We start from the raw sequence: 14,953 nt of genomic DNA, 5'->3' as shown, positions 1-14,953 counted from the left end.
GGGCCGATACTGAGCATCGGAGTCGGCCATCCGGGCCAGGTACCGCGCTCAGTCACAGTGACTGTGCGCGGTAGGTGGCCCACGGGCCCGAGCAGCACCCTGGCTGGTAGGCCCGCTTGGGCCGCCGAGGGGCCCGTCTAACCTGGCCAAATGATTGATGAGGGGGACTTCCGGGTTGGTGACGTGCTGTCGGTCGCCTGCCCCTTCACGGTTACCAGGGTCGAGCGGGGTGTCACGTGGGACCACGTGTCGGTGCGATGGCCATGGTGGGAAATCGACAACGACAACGAGTTCGCGCACTGGAACGGGATCGTCGCCCTCGGCGTGGGCAGCGGCGGAAGCGTCGCGCCGGCGGTGACTGCCGAACTGTTCCGAACGGACCCTCCGCCCGAACAGCTGAAGGCCGGAGACGTCTGCCGGGTCGGCGTGCCGCCCACCGTGGTGCACGTAACGGCCGTCGACCACCACGATCCCCCGCTGGAGACGGCCTGGCTGCCGCACCCGACCCAGACCGTGACCGTGCTGCGCCGAGGCCTGTCCTATCGCGAGTTCCCAGACGACAGCCATCTCGATGGCTCGGGGTACACCATCCATCCTGGCGACGGGATCCCCTTCACCTTCGAACTGCTGATGCGTCCATACGCGTTTCTCCAGGCGGGCGATGAAGTCGCCGACATCGCCGGCCGGGCATGGCGGTTCGACGGCCCCTGGGACTGGACCGCCTTCGACGGGGAGCGCGCGTGCGCGGGCCCTGCGTGGCCACTCGCCCTGCTCACCCGAGCCGGGACACCGTGCTCCGTCCTGGACGCCGAAGCTGTGGCTGCGAGCACGGCAAGCAGTTCGCACCAGGAGACGGTCCGGGACTGGATGGCACTCACCGAGGCCTCGCCCACCCCCTGACCTGACGGGGCGCCTGCGGCATCCCTTGCATCTCTCCCTTGGCTGACCGCGGACCTCGCTCTACGGGCCCACTATCGTGCACGGTCACAACACCGCTCGCCTTCATCCTCACAGGCCGACCGTGCTCGGCCTGGCATGCGGCTCCCGCTCAGCGAGCGGCGTGGCTGCCGTCCGCCTCGGGTGGCGGGCCCAGGGTGGGCATGCCGAGGTCGGCCGGGGGCGGTGCCGTGTGGCAGGACGTCGTGCGGCGGCGGTGCCGTACGACCAGGACGCCGAGCGCGGCGGCCACGGCCAGGACCGCCAGAGCAGGCATCCAGAGCGCCCCGATCGCGGAGGTGACGCCGATGCCGCCGAGGACGGCCAGGATCGGGCCCGCGCAGCACACCGCGCAGGCGGCGAGCGCGGCCGCGCCGGCGCCGAGCGCGCCCCAGGGCCGGGACGGACGAGGGGAGGAAGCGGTCATGCGGTCACTCCGAAGAGGTCGGCCAGCATCCCGGCGGCGGGCTCGGGCGCCCGCACCTCCAGCTGGAGCGCGGTCGGGGTCAGGTGCAGGGTGAAGTCGAAGAACGCGCAGCAGCACTGCTCCGCCGCAGCGAGGGTCGCGAGCTCCCCGGCCAACTCGGCGCCGGCGGGGAAGGTCAGGCGTACGCCGTCCGGGATCTTCTCGTGATCTTCGGCCTTGCCGACCAGCTGCTGCCACTGCGCGGTGCGCTCGCTCAGCTCGGCGCCGCCGAGGGTGCAGGCCACCGGGGCGTCCCGCCACGGCTCGGCATCCGGGGAGAAGCGGGTCGGCGACAGCGTGATCGGCACGGGCCCGGCCGCCGGCGCCGGGCTGCTCGTGGTGCAGCCGCAGTCGGGCCCGCACGTGCCCAGGGGCGCCGGGCCGGACAAGTCGGCATGGACACCAGCCAGGTGGGCGGAGAGAGCCCGAAGCTCGGCGATTCGGCCGTCGGTCTCCGTGATCCGGCCCGCGATCAGCGGAAGCATCCGCGCCCGAACCGAGGCACACACCCCTTCCTCGCGGACCTCCAGGAGTTCGCGGACCTCCTCCAACGCCAGGCCCAGGAGCTTGGCCGAAGAGATGAAAGCCAGGCGCTCCACCGCGTCCTCGCCGTACACCCGGTACCCGGAGGGGGTCCGTTCGGCGGGGAGCAGCCCGGCGTCCTCATAGAAGCGCAACGTCGTGGCCGGAACGCCGGAGCGCTCGGCCAGCTGCGAAATGCGGTAGGTCGTCACACCGCCGACGGTAAACCTTCGACTCGACTCGAAGGTCAAGCCCACTCTCACCCCAGCGCGGCCGGCGCACCGGAACGGTCTCGCCACCGCCTGACCCGCACACCACGCAGCGCGACCCCCGCAGAGCGCACACCTGGCCAGACAGACCAGTTGCGGCGCTCGGTCACAACAGCTTTGGCTGAGTGCTCAGTTGGCCATTGAGTGTTTCAGTTGGCCACACTCGCCATCAATATTGCTCAGGACGCTTGCCGCACGACGCTCCGCAATTCATCCTGCGACGGGTGACCGGGATTTGGTCGCCGGAATCGTTCCTGCCGGGTTATCGGAATTTGAGGGTCTTAAGCATCTCTTCGAACCGTAGGAAGGCGGTGGCCGAAGAGTTCTGGGAGTTGTGGACCTGAGTAAGGTCGATCAGGGTCCATGCCACGAGCGGCCTGCCGGGGGCGTCGATGACGGCTACTCGGAAATCGTAGTCCGGCTGGAGTCCGAAGCAGTCCTTGTCGGGGTCCGCTTTGGCTGTCGGACAGCCGAATGATCCGTCCATCGGCTCATTCGTGGTGCCAGTCAGCAGCGTGGCGTCCCGGCCACCGACGGTCGTGGTCTTCTCGTCCCGCCAGTTGGCGTGGTATCCGGCCTGCTCATGCAGGTATGCCACGTAATCCTTGTAGGTGGCGGGCGGCTTCTCCGGTCGTCCGTTGCCTCCTGGCCCGTACACCACCGCGGGCAGCAGGAATCGGACTTTGCCGGACTTCACCCACGTCAGGAACGTGCGGGTGTCCGACACCGGCCGGATCCCCAGGGAGGTGGGGACGGTGATCGTGAGCGGCACCATGAAGGACTGGCTTGTGTACGTGCGCGATGCCGCTGTGGAGGGTGAAGGTTGAGCGGCTCCTCCTGCGTCGCCGTCGCAGGCCGACAGAGCGAGCAAGGCGCACACGCCCGTGACGAAGACCAATAGCCGACGAGCGCGCGTAGGCCGCATGCGGCCACCCCCAAGGTCGTGAGATACGACTTTGAAGTCACCGCATCAGCTACGGCAAGAGTAAAGGCGCATAAATCAAACCAGTTGGCCTCCGTGCCGCACAGGGTGACCTACAAACGCCGTGTACAAGGTACGCACGCATGGACGGCCCACATCACGGGCGCCCTCGTGGGGCTGTTCGCCGAAGTGGCAACGAACCCGCTGGAGACCGCGCTCGGCAATGCGTTCACCAGCCAAGATCACCAGCCGCGAGCAGCTTCGGGGCGAGACGAGGCACCGAGCCGAGGCGGCAGCCAACTGTGACGCTCAGTCACAGCACTTGTGACCGAGCGTTGTAGCTGGGCCATGAGCGTTCTAGTTGGCACAGGTGAACACCAGAGGTAGCCACGGGGCGTTGTCACGTTGTCAGCCCCGTCCCAGAATGGACCAGGAACGGTCGCGACCTGCAAGAATCGCTGGGCCGGGCAAGGCTGATCTGTTCCACGTCGCGTACGTCTTCGTGTTCAAAGTGCGAGAAGGGGGATGCATGGCAGACATGCAAGGAGGGCCGGCAGCAGCCTCGCGCCCCCGCCCCCTGTTGACACGAGCTCTCACCCTGGAATGCAGGCGCGCCCGGCAGCTCCTCGCCGCAGGCGAATGGCGCCTGTCCTTGACGGACGCCGAGGCAGCGCTGGCTGTCCTTGCCCGTCTCACCGCCCCGCTCCCGGCCCGGCGGCGCTCAACGGCCCGGACCCGGGCGACGGACCGGGACAGACGGCTTCAGCGCATACTGCGGACCACCGTCCACCACCTCGACGCCGGCGCGGTAAGTCCGCCTGCCGCCGCTCTTCTGGCTGCCGTCGCCCGCGCCCTGCTGCCCTGGCACGCTGCCCCGAATCCACCCGTTGCGGCCGCGGCCCCGAGGTATGGATCTGTGCAGGGGGCAAGAGAAGGCGCGCCCCCGACCGAAGCGGGCGAAGCCCTGCTCCCCGGCCTGACCGCACTATTCACCGCTCTTGCCGCAACGAGTGCGCCCGGCACTGTCCCGCTCACACCGCCGGTTCAGCCCTGGCAGACCCGATACGTGGGTAGATTCCGTCGTCACACAAGACCCGCGACAGGGGTATGGACAGCGGAAACCGTCGGCTGCCAAGAGTGCGGAGGCAAGGACGGCCCATGGACCGTCACCTGCGATTGGCGTCGGACCACTTTGGGCTGCCCATGCGGGGTTGTGAGTCGCGAGCACGGCCTCTGCCTCTCCGAGATCTGGCTCGTGTTGCCGGAGACCTGACCGAGCACTTCGAGCCGACGCGTGACACGGGCAGCCCCTTGCTCCGGACAAACCACGACGTCCGGCCGTCGTCAAGACCATCGGCCGCTCGACCCAACGAATGACGCCTGCGCACCGACTTGGCCCGAGTGGCCAAGTGCGCACTCAGTTTCGCGGCGGCAATGTCAGAGCGCGGGCAAGCGCATTGCCGACGCGCTCCGAGTGATCAGGCAGGTGCTGGGTGGCCCAGCGGGTAGCCAAGTCCAGGAAATCGGCAAGATCCCTTTCAGCACCTGTCAGCAGGTGGCGGAGCTCGGTTGTGGGCACGTCGATCCACTGGCTCGTGTCCGCGCCGCAGTCGACGGTCAGGCGGACCGTGGAGCCGTCGCGTTCGGCGGCGGGCGAGGGATCGTGACCAAACCACGCAGTGCGACCATCGCCGTCGAGGACTTCCCACCAGTCCCCTCGGTCCTCCAGTCCACTGCAGCAGCCCGGCACCAGACGGGTGCCGGTGACGGTGTCGATCACCTGCAACCCGCCCGCGGCAAACAGGGGGTCCATGGTCAGTAGCCCGTGCAGGAAGCCGCCGAGCGGGTCAGCGGGACGCGGTGGACGGTCGTCTCCGGGATCGACGTCATTGCAGGCGGCTAGAGTCATCACCGCAGTACCGATGTCGTCCGGCGTCAGCTCTCCATCGAGCGCGAGGAAGGAGTAGGGCTCGGCGTTTGAGATCGGCCATAGGTCAAAGCCCTCATGGCCAGGGATCTCTAGGACGGGTCGGACAATGATCACCCACGGATCATGCCGTACTCCTTGTCGCGGGTGCACGGACGTATTCGGGTTCAGCGCTGCACCCCTTGTGGCCAACTAGAGCGCTCACCGGTCAACTAGAGCACTCAGTCACCCCTGGACAGCACACCCTGCGAATGGACACCGAATCTTGCAAGTCAAAGCGCCTGAGGGGACGGGACCCGTGCGACCTGGGGCTCTGCACCCGGCCGGGTGAATTCCGCGCGACCGTACTGACATGCCTGAACCCGAACGCTTGCCGGAAAAGTCGTGCCTACCTGCGCAGACGTAGAGTCCGCTGCACCATCCCTGACAGAGTCGACCAGGCCCGCAACCGAAAGAAGCTCGGCTCCCGCTGCGGCCGTCCACCGAAGTTCGGCCCGGAGGACTCCAAGGCCCGGCACGCCGTCGAGTGCGGCATCAACCGGCTGAAGCGGCACCGGGCCGTCGCCACGCGATACGACAAACTTGCTGTCCGCTACGAAGCGACATTGCTGGTCGCCGCCATCAACCAATGGCTGTAACCGGCACACGACCACGTCTCAAGCCCACACCGCCCTGACCACGGCGTGGCCTGCTGCAGCCGCCCGCCCATAGAACCCTTGGAGGCCCTTGTGACAGTCGAGGAACTCCTGCCTGACCTGCGCCTCGTCCCAGCCGGCCCAGACGAGCTTGGCACCGGCTACGTTCCACAGCTCTTCGAACGAGACACGTGCGAGGAAGCCTGCAGCCTGTGACACCCCAGGCGGCTCCAGAATCCCCAGGGGCGGGTTGGAAGGGTCGGCATCGGCGCTGTGTGCCACTGGCCGCCCGCCGTAAATCGGCAGCTCCCAAGAGTCGTCGGCATCCGCATCGAGGACATCGGCAGCGGCATAGAGGTCATTGACGGAGCCCCAGACCTTGTCGATCGACTCGGCGATGCCCGCCGCGTACTCGTCGGGGTGGTTCTCCCAAGCCTCCCACATGAACGCTGCAAGCCAGGTGTGGTCGTCCCGGATCTCGGATTCCGCGACGGCGCGCATGTGCATGTGGATGCTCACGGCGACGAGTCCTCCCAGTTCGGCGGCCCGCCTTCGGGCCGAACGGAGAGAAACTACTCGACGGCACTGACGGCGCGATGCCCGTCACCGAACGCCGGGATGCCCAGCTCTGCCAGGACGCCCTCCCACACCCGAGCGCCGAGTGTCGTCGAGATCGACCACTGCGGACAGGTACACATCCGTACGGGCTTTCGCAACAGGCCCTGGGAGGGCCGAGGGGTACGCGATCGGCACACCGGAGAAAACCGCAGACGCAACGGCTGCGACATTACGATCTGCCGCCAGCGGCAGCGGACCATCCTGGGCCGCACCCTCCTGGCACTGCATCAGATCGAGCACTGGCCCCAGGGACCACACCACCCGCAAGCGAAGCCGTGATCGAAGCGAACTCGCCCGGGAGAACCAGCAGTTCAGGAACAGCTCGAAGGTCTTCCCGACAACGTCCGCACCCTGACGAGGGGGCGGCCTCGCTCGCGTTCCCTCCCGATGACCCGTCAGTTTACTTGTTCCGAGCCGTGGATTGCCGTATCTGGTACCCGGACACGTGCGGCTGTCAAGGTTGCCCGGGGAAGTCCGCGGGGACGTCCCGAGTTTCTCATCCAGGCTGACCAACGACATCCAGCCCGAGTGCGTACGACAGAATTCCTGCCATGCAAACTTACGAGGACCCCGCGACCTGGACGCCTGAACCGACCCGGCCCCGTTGGCAGTTGATTGTGCGCTTTGCTGCCACCCTGCTGTGCTTTCCGGTGCTTTGCGCGCTGTGGCTGGCGGCCGCGGCCGCGCTTTTCGTCGTTGGACTGTTCGCTGACGCGATCGCGGCCGTGAGCAACAGCTTCGAACGCGGCTACCTGCGGTTCATGAACGACACACTGGACGGCATCGCCCGGCTGGGTTCCTGGTTCGTAACCTGGCCGGAGTTGCGCCACGAGGGAGACACCGAGTACTACCGGGCCCGGGTCGATCGACGCGTCGCCCACTGGACCACTCTGGCCTCGGCCCCGCGCGAGCCCAAGAAGGCACGGCCGCCCGTAGAGTGCGAAATCCCTCTTCGTGACTACCGTGGCGTGGGCGCCCAATACGTGGCCGAGGTCGCTTTGGGCCAGGGATGGGAACTACGGCCGTCGGACGTCCGCAAGGAGCTACGTCTGTGGTGGTCGGCCGCCTCGCACGTTGACTGACATCGCATCCCGCCCGGATACCGCCACTGCGTTCACTAGATCTCACTGGGGCTGCGCAGGCTTCGGCCTGCTGTGATGGCGATGTCCAACAATCGATCGGTTCTCGGAGAAACAGATCGCGGGGCGCGCGTACGAGCCGGATTGTCTCGCTCCAGACGGTCTCGGTGCGCTTCGGACACTGGCGCAACGGCTTGAGGCGCTCCTTATGACAACGCATTGACGTAAGCGTGGCAGGGGGTGTTGCATCTCATACACCCTCCTTCACCACGGAGCGCGCTGTGACCACTGTCATCCCCGGGACCGGGCTTCCGATACGACGATGCGACGCACGCTGGGTGTGCGGGACGTGATGGCGATCGCCGCGTCCAGTACAGCCGCGACCACCAGCATCGGCATCGGCATCGGCGCCCTGGCGGCGTACGCGGGCCTGCAGACGCCGGCACTGCTGATCGTCGCATTCCTGCCGATCTTCGGGATCAGCATGTCGTATGCACGGCTGAACCGCACCGTCTGGCCCGGATTCCTGACGGGCTGGGTCGTACTGGTCGCCAACGTGGTCTTCATGGCCTACACCAGTGCGGTCACCGGCTCCGTGATCCTGCGGAACATCAGTTCTCGTAGATGTGCGAGTGAGGCCCACGCGCCCCGGCTGTGCCTGTCCGGCCCTCGTGCCACCGTCAGCGCCACTTCGGCGGCGACCTCTTCCAAGTCCTCGTCACCAGTCCGGGAGGCGCCTCCCATGACCTCCACGTCAGCGACTTTCATGCCGAGCACCCCCCATCTCCCCGCTCCGCGTCCGCGTGACAGACACGACCGCCCACCATGGGCTGCTTCTGGCAGTCCCACACCGTCCGCCCCTCCTGCCCGCGAAACATGCCGCGCCCACATCGCTGTCCCCGCCGACGCCCGCAGGATCCGCGACATCCGGCACTTCACCTCAGCAGTGCTGAGCCGGTGGGGCATCGGTGGCGACAATCTCGACGCGTGCGTCCTCATCGTCAGTGAACTGGCCGGTAACGCCGCCCGGCACGGGCGAGCCGATCTCGCCGTACTCCTCTCGCTCAGCGCTCACACGCTCCACATAGAGGTCGCCGACCACGGCGTCGCCGTGGAACGCCCCGCCGGTAGTGCGCCGCCCGATGCGACCGAGCACGGTCGCGGGCTGGATATCGTGCAGGCTCTCGCCGACCGGTACGAGGCGCGACAGCGACGGGACGGATGGCGAACCCGAGTCTGTATCCGCGTCGCGCCCCACCTCCCGGTCGAGGCCTCGCTCCCCCAGGTGCGTGAGCACGCAAGCACGCGGCTGCGGCTACGACGGTCGAGCTGAGGTTGCCCACGAGCATCGCCTCCGGCGAGCCGATGAAGGACCGTATGACGGCTTGGGTGGCGACGATGAACTGGTCCAGGTTGCGCCGAGTGGCCGGGCTCGGGCTCGCGCTCGCCACGGTGGACACCACCTCGATGCAGTGCGGCCTGCTGTGTCGGGCGAGCGCATGCAGGACGGGAGAAGTCGCCTGGCTGCCGCAGCTGGGGAGGGAGATGTGGCGGTGTGACCCAGCAGAGGTCGCAGCCGCTACGAGGCTTCGACCGATGCATGCGTCCGTGGTCGGTCCGCCGGACGTGCTTCCGTACCGTTCACAGTCCCCGTCTGGTCGACAACGCGTGCCTTCGGCCACGCACCGTCCTCGACCAATTGACACGTCACCCGACGGCCTCGGTTGCGACGACCATCACGGCGGGTGGCACTCGGCTCCCTCGCTGCACGGCGAGGACACCGGTGCGGGAGACCTCGGGGTCGGCGAAAGGGCCACCGTCGAGTCGTCCGCTCGGTACGTCCCCGGCAACGCCCGCAGCGGGAAGGACGCTCCGCGCGTTGCCGGACGGCTGACCACGCCGCGGAGCTCATCGCGCCCCGCGACCATGTCGGTGCCGTCCCCCGAGCTGCCACCGCGCGCCGGACCGCGAAAGGTATGGGTGTAGCCCGGCAGGTGCGGTTTTCTCGTCGTCACGTCGGGCCGGGAGCACCTCGGCGCAGCGCGGCGAGGTGTGCCAGGAGTGCGTCCAGCGTGTCGGGGAAGGCCGAGCCGCCCATGGCGGACAGGTGCGCGCGCACCTGGTGGAGGTTCGGGTACTGCTCGGCGGACAGCTGTGAATAGACCTCCTGCCAGACCTGGCTCGCCTGATCGCGCTGCTGCTCGGTCAGATCGCGGACGTCCGCGTCGACAGCGGCGTGCGCGAGGACGGTATCGATGAACATGCGGTAGTGGCGCACCGCCTGGGCGGGGTCGAACCCTGCTTGGAGGAGGATGCCGATCCCGGTGTCGACGGCCCGGGACTCGGCGGGACCGGCGGTCACCCGGGAGGCGCGCACGGCGGCCAGGCGCGGGTGCTGCAGCACCGAGCTGTGGACACGCATCCCGAAGTCCCGCAGTGATGCGACCCAGTCGCTGCCGGAGGTGAACCCGGTGAGGGAGTCGCCGATCAGTTTGTCGGCGACGGCGAGGAGCAGGGTGTCGGTGTCGGCGAAGTAGCGGTAGATGGCGCTGGGGTCGCAGCCCAGCGCCGCTCCGAGACGGCGCACGGTCAGCGCGTTGGCGCCGGGCGCCTCGATCAGCTCGAGTGCCGCCGCGACGATCAGGTCCTCGCTCAGCACGGTCCCGGTGCGCGTCGGGCGTCGGCGCCGGCGCTCGACGGGGACGCGGTCGGATGCAGCCATGAAAGCCTCCTGACATGGTGGATTGGGGCCCTCGTGCAGGGCACGGACACTCCGGCCAGCCTTATGACAACTTATTGACGTAATAATGGCAGGGTTGTTTCATCAGCGCACACCACTCATTCACCACCGTCTGCTCGCCGGGCCCAGCATCGCAGCCTGGGCCGGGGCGGCGGGATCGGCACACGAGGAGCGCGCTGTGGCCGCTGTCATTCCCGAGACCGAGCCTTCCGATACGACGCTGCGACGCACGTTGGGTGTGCGGGACGGGATGGCCATCGCCGCGTCCAGTACCGCGGCGACCACCAGCATCGGCATCGGCATGGGCGCCCTGGCGGTGTACGCCGGCCGGCAGACGCCGGCACTGCTGATCGTCGCATTCCTGCCGATCTTCGGGATCGCCATGTCGTACGCGCGACTCAACCGCACCGAGCCGAACTGCGGCAACGGCTACACCTGGGTCGGACGCACGCTGGGCGCCTGGCCCGGATTCCTGACGGGCTGGGTCGTACTGGTCGCCAACGTGGTCTTCATGGCCTACACCAGTGCGGTCACCGGCTCGGTAATCCTGCAGTTCGCCAACAAGGCCCACCTGCACCGCCTGCTCGGCGTCACCCTCGACCCCGGCTCGACCGGCATCAGCACCGCGGTCGGCCTGGTGGCCCTGGTCACGGTCACGATCACCGCCGTGACGGGGGTGCGGTCGGCGACCCGCCTGCAGTGGTGGCTGCTGTCCTTCGAGTACACCGTGCTGCTGGTGTTCTGCACGTGGGCGCTGATCACGGGGCACCAGTCGTTCTCGTTCAACTGGCTCAACCCCTTCGCGATCGGCTCGCTCCACTCCCTCGCGCAGGGCCTGGTCCTGGCGGTGTTCATCTACTGGGGCTGGGACGCGGCGTTCACCGTGAACGAGGAGACCAAGGACGCCGCCGACGCCTCCCGCGGCGGGCTGATCGCACTGGTGGCCATGCTCGGGCTCTTCGTGTTCGCCGCGATCTCCTTCCAGCGTGTCATGGACAACGGCGAACTGATCGCCCAGGGCCCGCAGGCGCTCTCCTTCCTCGGCGGCAAGCTCTCTCCGGAACCGTGGGCGTCCCTGCCGCTGGCCGCACTGATGTGTTCGGCGTTCGCCTCGCTGCAGTCCAGCGTCATCCCGACCGCCCGCGGTGCGCTCGCGATGGGCCGCGACCGGACGCTGGGACGGATGTGGACGAAGATCCACCCCAGGTTCGGATCCCCGGCCGTGGGCACGATCGTGATCATGGCCCTGTCCGCTGCCGTGGCGGTTCTCGCGGTGGGCATCCCGAAGATCAACTTGATGATCCTGACCGCCGTCAACTCCATCGGACTGATCGTCGCCCTGTACTACGGGCTCACGGCCCTGGCCTGCGCCGTGCGGTTCCGCGGCGCGCTGCGCGAAGGCCCGGTTGAGGCGCTGCGCTCGGTCATCGTCCCGGCCCTGAGCGCGCTGGTCCTGTTCGGGCTCGGCGTCTACCTCGCCTGGCAGTACGCGACCATGAGCGACCACTTCCAGGCGACCCCGGACAACGGCTGGTTCATGCTGCTGGTCCCGTCCCTCTTCATCATCACCGGCCTGGTCGCGGCCGGCTACGCGAAGTGGCGCCGCCGCTCCGCCTACTTCACCACCGGCCGCGGTACGGACGCCGACGCCATCGCCCTGCCCATGGACCAGACCGGCTGACCGCCACCTGACCCACCTCGTGAGCAACCCCCCGTCCCCCGCCGAATGTCCCGGAGATCCACACATGCACGCCGACACCGCCGCCGATCTGGTCTTCACCGGCGGACCGATCCACACCGTCGACCCCGTCCGCCCCCGTGCCACCGCCCTCGCCGTCCGCGGCGAGCGGATCGTCGCGGTCGGCCACGACGAGGTCCACACTCTGATCGGATCCAGGACCGAGATCGTCGACCTGCACGGCCGCCTGCTCATCCCCGGCTTCCAGGACGCCCACGCCCACCCCGTCGGTGCAGGCATCGAAATGGGCCAGTGCGACCTCGCCGGCGCGAGCGGCACACAGGAGTACACGGCCCGGATCCGGGCGTACGCCGACACGCACCCCGACCGCGTCTGGATCACCGGGGGAGGCTGGTCCATGGAGGCATTCCCCGGCGGCACACCCGACCGCCACCTCCTGGACACCCTCGTCCCCGACCGGCCCGTCTACCTGGTCAACCGCGACCACCACGGCGCCTGGACCAACAGCCGTGCCCTACAGCTCGCCGGAATCACCCGCGACACCCCCGACCCCGCCGACGGGCGCATCGAACGCGACCCCGACGGCCACCCCACCGGCATGCTCCAGGAAGGAGCCATGCGCCTGGTCGCCGACCACATCCCCGCCATCACCCTCGACGAGCAGCTCGACGGTCTGCTGCGCGCGCAGAGCGTGCTGCACGCACACGGCGTCACCGCCTGGCAGGACGCGCTCCTGGGCGACCACGCCTCCACCGCCGACCCGGCCCCCGCCTACCTGCGCGCCGCACACGACGGCACGCTGACCGCCCGGGTCCGCGGCGCCCTGTGGTGGGACCGGGCCCGCGGCCTCGACCAACTGCCCGAACTCCTTGAGCGCCGAGAGAAGTTCGCCTTCGGTCGGCTCAACGCCCACACCGTCAAGATCATGCAGGACGGCATCGCGGAGAACCACACCGCCGCCCTGCTCAGCCCCTACCTCACCGCCTGTGGCTGCACCTCCGACAACACCGGCATCTCCTTCATCGATCCCGCCCAGCTCGCCTCCTTCGTCACCCACTTGGACGGCGAGGGCTTCCAGGTCCATTTCCACGCCCTCGGCGACCGCGCCGTACGCGAAGCCCTCGACGCCGTCGCCGCCGCGCGCCGCACCAACGGCTGGACCGACAACCGGCATCATCTCGCCCACCTCCAGGTCGTCGATCCCGCCGACATTCCCCGCTTCCGTGAACTGGGCGCCACCGCCAACATCCAGGCCCTGTGGGCCGCCCACGAACCCCAGATGGACGAACTGACCATCCCGTTCCTCGGCCCGCAGCGCGCCGCCCGCCAGTACCCCTTCGCGGACTTGCTGAACAGCGGCGCGACCCTGGCGGCGGGCAGTGACTGGCCCGTCTCCAGCCCCGACCCGATCGCCGCCCTGCACACCGCCGTCAACCGGCGTGAACCAGGCTCGAAGCGGCCCGTCTTCCTGCCCGAGCAGCGCATCACCCTGAGCGCCGCGCTGACCGCTTACACCGTCGGCAGCGCGTACGTGAACCACCTCGACGACACCGGAACCATCACCGTCGGCAAGCTGGCCGACCTCGCCGTCCTGGACCGTGACATCTTCGCCCACCCCGCCGACGAGATCGCCGCCGCACGCGTCCAGCAGACCTTCGTCGCGGGGCGCCGAGTTCACGCCGCCCCCGACGCCTGACCCAGGCTCACCATCACCCCCGGCGGCAGTCAAGCCCCTGCGGCACACCGCCAACCCCTCCGGCCCCAAGGAGCCCGACCGTGCCCGCCACCGTCCACATCCTGACCACCGGCTACGCCGACGACCGCGTCGCCAGCACCGTCACCCTCCTGCGCGACGGCAACACCTTCGTCGTGGTCGACCCCGGCATGGTCGCCGACCGAGGGCTCATCCTCCAGCCCCTGCAAGCCGCCGGCGTCAGCCCCGAGCAGGTCACCGATGTCGTCTTCAGCCACCACCACCCCGACCACACCCTGAACGCCGCGCTGTTCCCCGCGGCGCGCTACCACGACCACATGGCCATCTACAAAGACGACATCTGGGAGGACCGCGACGCCGACCAGTACCGCATCAGCGAACACATCCACCTGCTGCGCACCCCCGGCCACACCAGCGAGGACATCAGCACCGTCGCCGGCACAGCCGAGGGCCTTGTCGTTCTCACCCACTTGTGGTGGCACGCCGAAGGCCCCGCCGATGACCCCTTCGCCACCGACCGCGGCCTGCTCGCCGACTCCCGCCGCGCGATCCTCGACCTGAAGCCCGCCTTGATCATCCCCGGCCACGGTGCACCGTTCACCCCCACCACCCACATCCCGATCTGACTCACCACGACCTGGTACTCCAACGGGCGTCGTCGTCGACAACGGGCAGCTGAACGAGCCCGACACAGTCGAGTCGGCTGCGTCGGCGTCGGCCAGGTCGGGGACGACCAGCTGATCGACGAGCGGGTGGGCCGTGTCCAGGCCGAGGGCCCGCAACTGACTGGCGCGGGCAGGCGGTTGCAGCAGCGGACCAGAGATGGTCATCTCCCTGGCGGCCAAGGTCCTCACCACGGGACTCGGGAGAGGTTCAGGCCCACCGGGCCGAGGAGATCCGTGACGGCATCGTCGCCGACCGAGGAAGCCGCTCTGGAGCGGTTCGCCGAGTTCGCCGACGTCTGGGGCAGCATGAACTTCGCCAAGGGCCAGGTGTGGGTGATGTTCGCGCAGTCCAAGGACTGATCAGGGCCGGCCGACAAGGGACTCCGCCGGATTGCGGAGCCCCTCCGCCGCGTCCGAGACCCGGCGGATCAGGTCGAAGAACACCGTCTGTTCCTCGGCGGAGAGGGGGGCGAGGAAGACTTGGTTCGTCCGAGCCGTGCGCACCGTGAGCTTGCGGTGGGTGCGCAGCCCGTCGTCCGTGAGGCGTAGCAGAAAGCGCCGACCGTCCTGCGGGTCGCGCACCTTGTCGAGGGGTCCGCGGCGCGACAGACGGCTGATCACCTCGGCGATGGTCGACCGGTCGAGGCCGGCTCGCGGGCACCGTCGCCCACCAGCTCGCCCGCCGCGGCTCCGGCACCGGTATCGCCACTCTCTGCATCGGCGTGGGCCAGGGCCTCGCCCTCGTCCTCGAACGCTAGGGC

At 68.6% G+C, this 14,953-nt stretch carries 14 protein-coding genes and 4 pseudogenes; 9 read left to right on the top strand and 9 right to left on the bottom strand.

Going from position 1 to position 14,953, the window contains the following annotated elements:
• The first annotated feature begins 150 nt into the window (after window positions 1–150).
• Window positions 151–900, top strand: coding sequence for a hypothetical protein (locus IPZ69_RS18085; RefSeq protein WP_235455169.1), 750 nt, complete (start codon window positions 151–153; stop codon window positions 898–900).
• A 148-nt stretch (window positions 901–1,048) separates the two neighbouring features.
• On the opposite strand, the gene IPZ69_RS18080 is transcribed toward IPZ69_RS18085, so the two are convergent.
• From IPZ69_RS18080 to IPZ69_RS18060, 5 genes are all read right to left on the bottom strand, one after another.
• Complete coding sequence (locus IPZ69_RS18080; protein WP_235455168.1) at window positions 1,049–1,363, bottom strand: hypothetical protein; 315 nt, start codon at window positions 1,361–1,363, stop codon at window positions 1,049–1,051.
• The gene (locus IPZ69_RS18075) at window positions 1,360–2,136 is read right to left on the bottom strand and encodes a heavy metal-responsive transcriptional regulator (RefSeq protein ID WP_235455167.1); all 777 of its coding nucleotides are present in this window, start codon (window positions 2,134–2,136) and stop codon (window positions 1,360–1,362) included. The genes IPZ69_RS18080 and IPZ69_RS18075 overlap by 4 nt, the downstream gene beginning before the upstream one ends.
• A 319-nt stretch (window positions 2,137–2,455) precedes the next feature.
• On the bottom strand, window positions 2,456–2,968 hold the full coding sequence (locus tag IPZ69_RS18070; protein ID WP_235455166.1) for a hypothetical protein: 513 nt from the start codon (window positions 2,966–2,968) through the stop codon (window positions 2,456–2,458).
• 1,564 nt (window positions 2,969–4,532) lie between these two features.
• A complete protein-coding gene (locus IPZ69_RS18065) occupies window positions 4,533–5,159 on the bottom strand; it encodes a hypothetical protein (protein WP_235455165.1) in 627 nt (208 codons plus the stop codon).
• Between the two features lie 539 nt (window positions 5,160–5,698).
• Window positions 5,699–6,196, bottom strand: coding sequence for a DUF1877 family protein (locus IPZ69_RS18060; protein WP_235455164.1), 498 nt, complete (start codon window positions 6,194–6,196; stop codon window positions 5,699–5,701).
• 650 nt (window positions 6,197–6,846) lie between these two features.
• On the opposite strand from IPZ69_RS18060, the gene IPZ69_RS18055 reads away from it, so the two are divergent.
• Window positions 6,847–7,377: a hypothetical protein gene (locus IPZ69_RS18055; RefSeq protein ID WP_235455163.1), complete on the top strand. Its 531-nt coding sequence runs from the start codon at window positions 6,847–6,849 to the stop codon at window positions 7,375–7,377.
• A gap of 319 nt (window positions 7,378–7,696) precedes the next feature.
• A pseudogene (locus tag IPZ69_RS18050) lies at window positions 7,697–7,981 on the top strand (amino acid transporter); the annotation flags it as partial.
• On the opposite strand, the gene IPZ69_RS18045 reads toward IPZ69_RS18050, so the two are convergent.
• Window positions 7,945–8,142, bottom strand: a complete 198-nt coding sequence (locus tag IPZ69_RS18045; RefSeq protein ID WP_235455232.1) for a hypothetical protein — start codon at window positions 8,140–8,142, stop codon at window positions 7,945–7,947. The pseudogene IPZ69_RS18050 and the gene IPZ69_RS18045 overlap by 37 nt on opposite strands.
• Between IPZ69_RS18045 and IPZ69_RS47840 the strand changes: the two are divergent.
• Window positions 8,117–8,548, top strand: a pseudogene (locus IPZ69_RS47840) (ATP-binding protein); the annotation flags it as partial. The gene IPZ69_RS18045 and the pseudogene IPZ69_RS47840 sit on opposite strands and share 26 nt — an antisense overlap.
• Here the strand turns inward: IPZ69_RS47840 and IPZ69_RS47835 are convergent.
• Window positions 8,439–9,056: a hypothetical protein gene (locus tag IPZ69_RS47835; RefSeq protein ID WP_374293395.1), complete on the bottom strand. Its 618-nt coding sequence runs from the start codon at window positions 9,054–9,056 to the stop codon at window positions 8,439–8,441. The pseudogene IPZ69_RS47840 and the gene IPZ69_RS47835 sit on opposite strands and share 110 nt — an antisense overlap.
• A 329-nt stretch (window positions 9,057–9,385) precedes the next feature.
• Window positions 9,386–10,096: a TetR/AcrR family transcriptional regulator gene (locus IPZ69_RS18030; protein ID WP_235455162.1), complete on the bottom strand. Its 711-nt coding sequence runs from the start codon at window positions 10,094–10,096 to the stop codon at window positions 9,386–9,388.
• Window positions 10,097–10,364: 268 nt separating this feature from the next.
• On the opposite strand from IPZ69_RS18030, the gene IPZ69_RS18025 reads away from it, so the two are divergent.
• The 4 genes from IPZ69_RS18025 (at window position 10,365) to IPZ69_RS46975 (ending at window position 14,552) form a co-directional block, all read left to right on the top strand.
• A complete protein-coding gene (locus IPZ69_RS18025) occupies window positions 10,365–11,795 on the top strand; it encodes an APC family permease (RefSeq protein WP_235455226.1) in 1,431 nt (476 codons plus the stop codon).
• 64 nt (window positions 11,796–11,859) lie between these two features.
• A complete protein-coding gene (locus IPZ69_RS18020) occupies window positions 11,860–13,509 on the top strand; it encodes an amidohydrolase (RefSeq protein ID WP_235455161.1) in 1,650 nt (549 codons plus the stop codon).
• An 80-nt stretch (window positions 13,510–13,589) separates the two neighbouring features.
• Window positions 13,590–14,153, top strand: a complete 564-nt coding sequence (locus tag IPZ69_RS18015) for an MBL fold metallo-hydrolase (protein ID WP_235455160.1) — start codon at window positions 13,590–13,592, stop codon at window positions 14,151–14,153.
• 273 nt (window positions 14,154–14,426) lie between these two features.
• Window positions 14,427–14,552: a hypothetical protein gene (locus IPZ69_RS46975; RefSeq protein WP_268834720.1), complete on the top strand. Its 126-nt coding sequence runs from the start codon at window positions 14,427–14,429 to the stop codon at window positions 14,550–14,552.
• Here the strand turns inward: IPZ69_RS46975 and IPZ69_RS18010 are convergent.
• A pseudogene (locus IPZ69_RS18010) lies at window positions 14,553–14,846 on the bottom strand (MarR family winged helix-turn-helix transcriptional regulator); the annotation flags it as partial.
• On the opposite strand from IPZ69_RS18010, the pseudogene IPZ69_RS47830 reads away from it, so the two are divergent.
• Window positions 14,840–14,950: pseudogene (locus IPZ69_RS47830) on the top strand (hypothetical protein); the annotation flags it as partial. The pseudogenes IPZ69_RS18010 and IPZ69_RS47830 overlap by 7 nt on opposite strands.
• Between the last annotated feature and the right edge of the window lie 3 nt (window positions 14,951–14,953).

Source organism: Streptomyces olivochromogenes, from assembly GCF_021538895.1.
Classification (GTDB): Bacteria; Actinomycetota; Actinomycetes; order Streptomycetales; family Streptomycetaceae; genus Streptomyces; species Streptomyces olivochromogenes_A.
The sequence above is the reverse complement of the archived record's forward strand: the minus strand, read 5'-3'. Positions and strand labels throughout refer to the sequence as shown.

Excerpts from the sequence above, each read along its gene's own strand:
- IPZ69_RS18025 (WP_235455226.1), top strand. The coding sequence starts at position 10,365 with ATGGCCATCGCCGCGTCCAGTACCGCGGCGACCACCAGCATCGGCATC.
- IPZ69_RS18045 (WP_235455232.1), bottom strand. The coding sequence starts at position 8,142 with ATGAAAGTCGCTGACGTGGAGGTCATGGGAGGCGCCTCCCGGACTGGT.
- IPZ69_RS18055 (WP_235455163.1), top strand. The coding sequence starts at position 6,847 with ATGCAAACTTACGAGGACCCCGCGACCTGGACGCCTGAACCGACCCGG.
- IPZ69_RS18020 (WP_235455161.1), top strand. The coding sequence starts at position 11,860 with ATGCACGCCGACACCGCCGCCGATCTGGTCTTCACCGGCGGACCGATC.
- IPZ69_RS18080 (WP_235455168.1), bottom strand. The coding sequence starts at position 1,363 with ATGACCGCTTCCTCCCCTCGTCCGTCCCGGCCCTGGGGCGCGCTCGGC.
- IPZ69_RS18085 (WP_235455169.1), top strand. The coding sequence starts at position 151 with ATGATTGATGAGGGGGACTTCCGGGTTGGTGACGTGCTGTCGGTCGCC.
- IPZ69_RS18030 (WP_235455162.1), bottom strand. The coding sequence starts at position 10,096 with ATGGCTGCATCCGACCGCGTCCCCGTCGAGCGCCGGCGCCGACGCCCG.
- IPZ69_RS18070 (WP_235455166.1), bottom strand. The coding sequence starts at position 2,968 with ATGGTGCCGCTCACGATCACCGTCCCCACCTCCCTGGGGATCCGGCCG.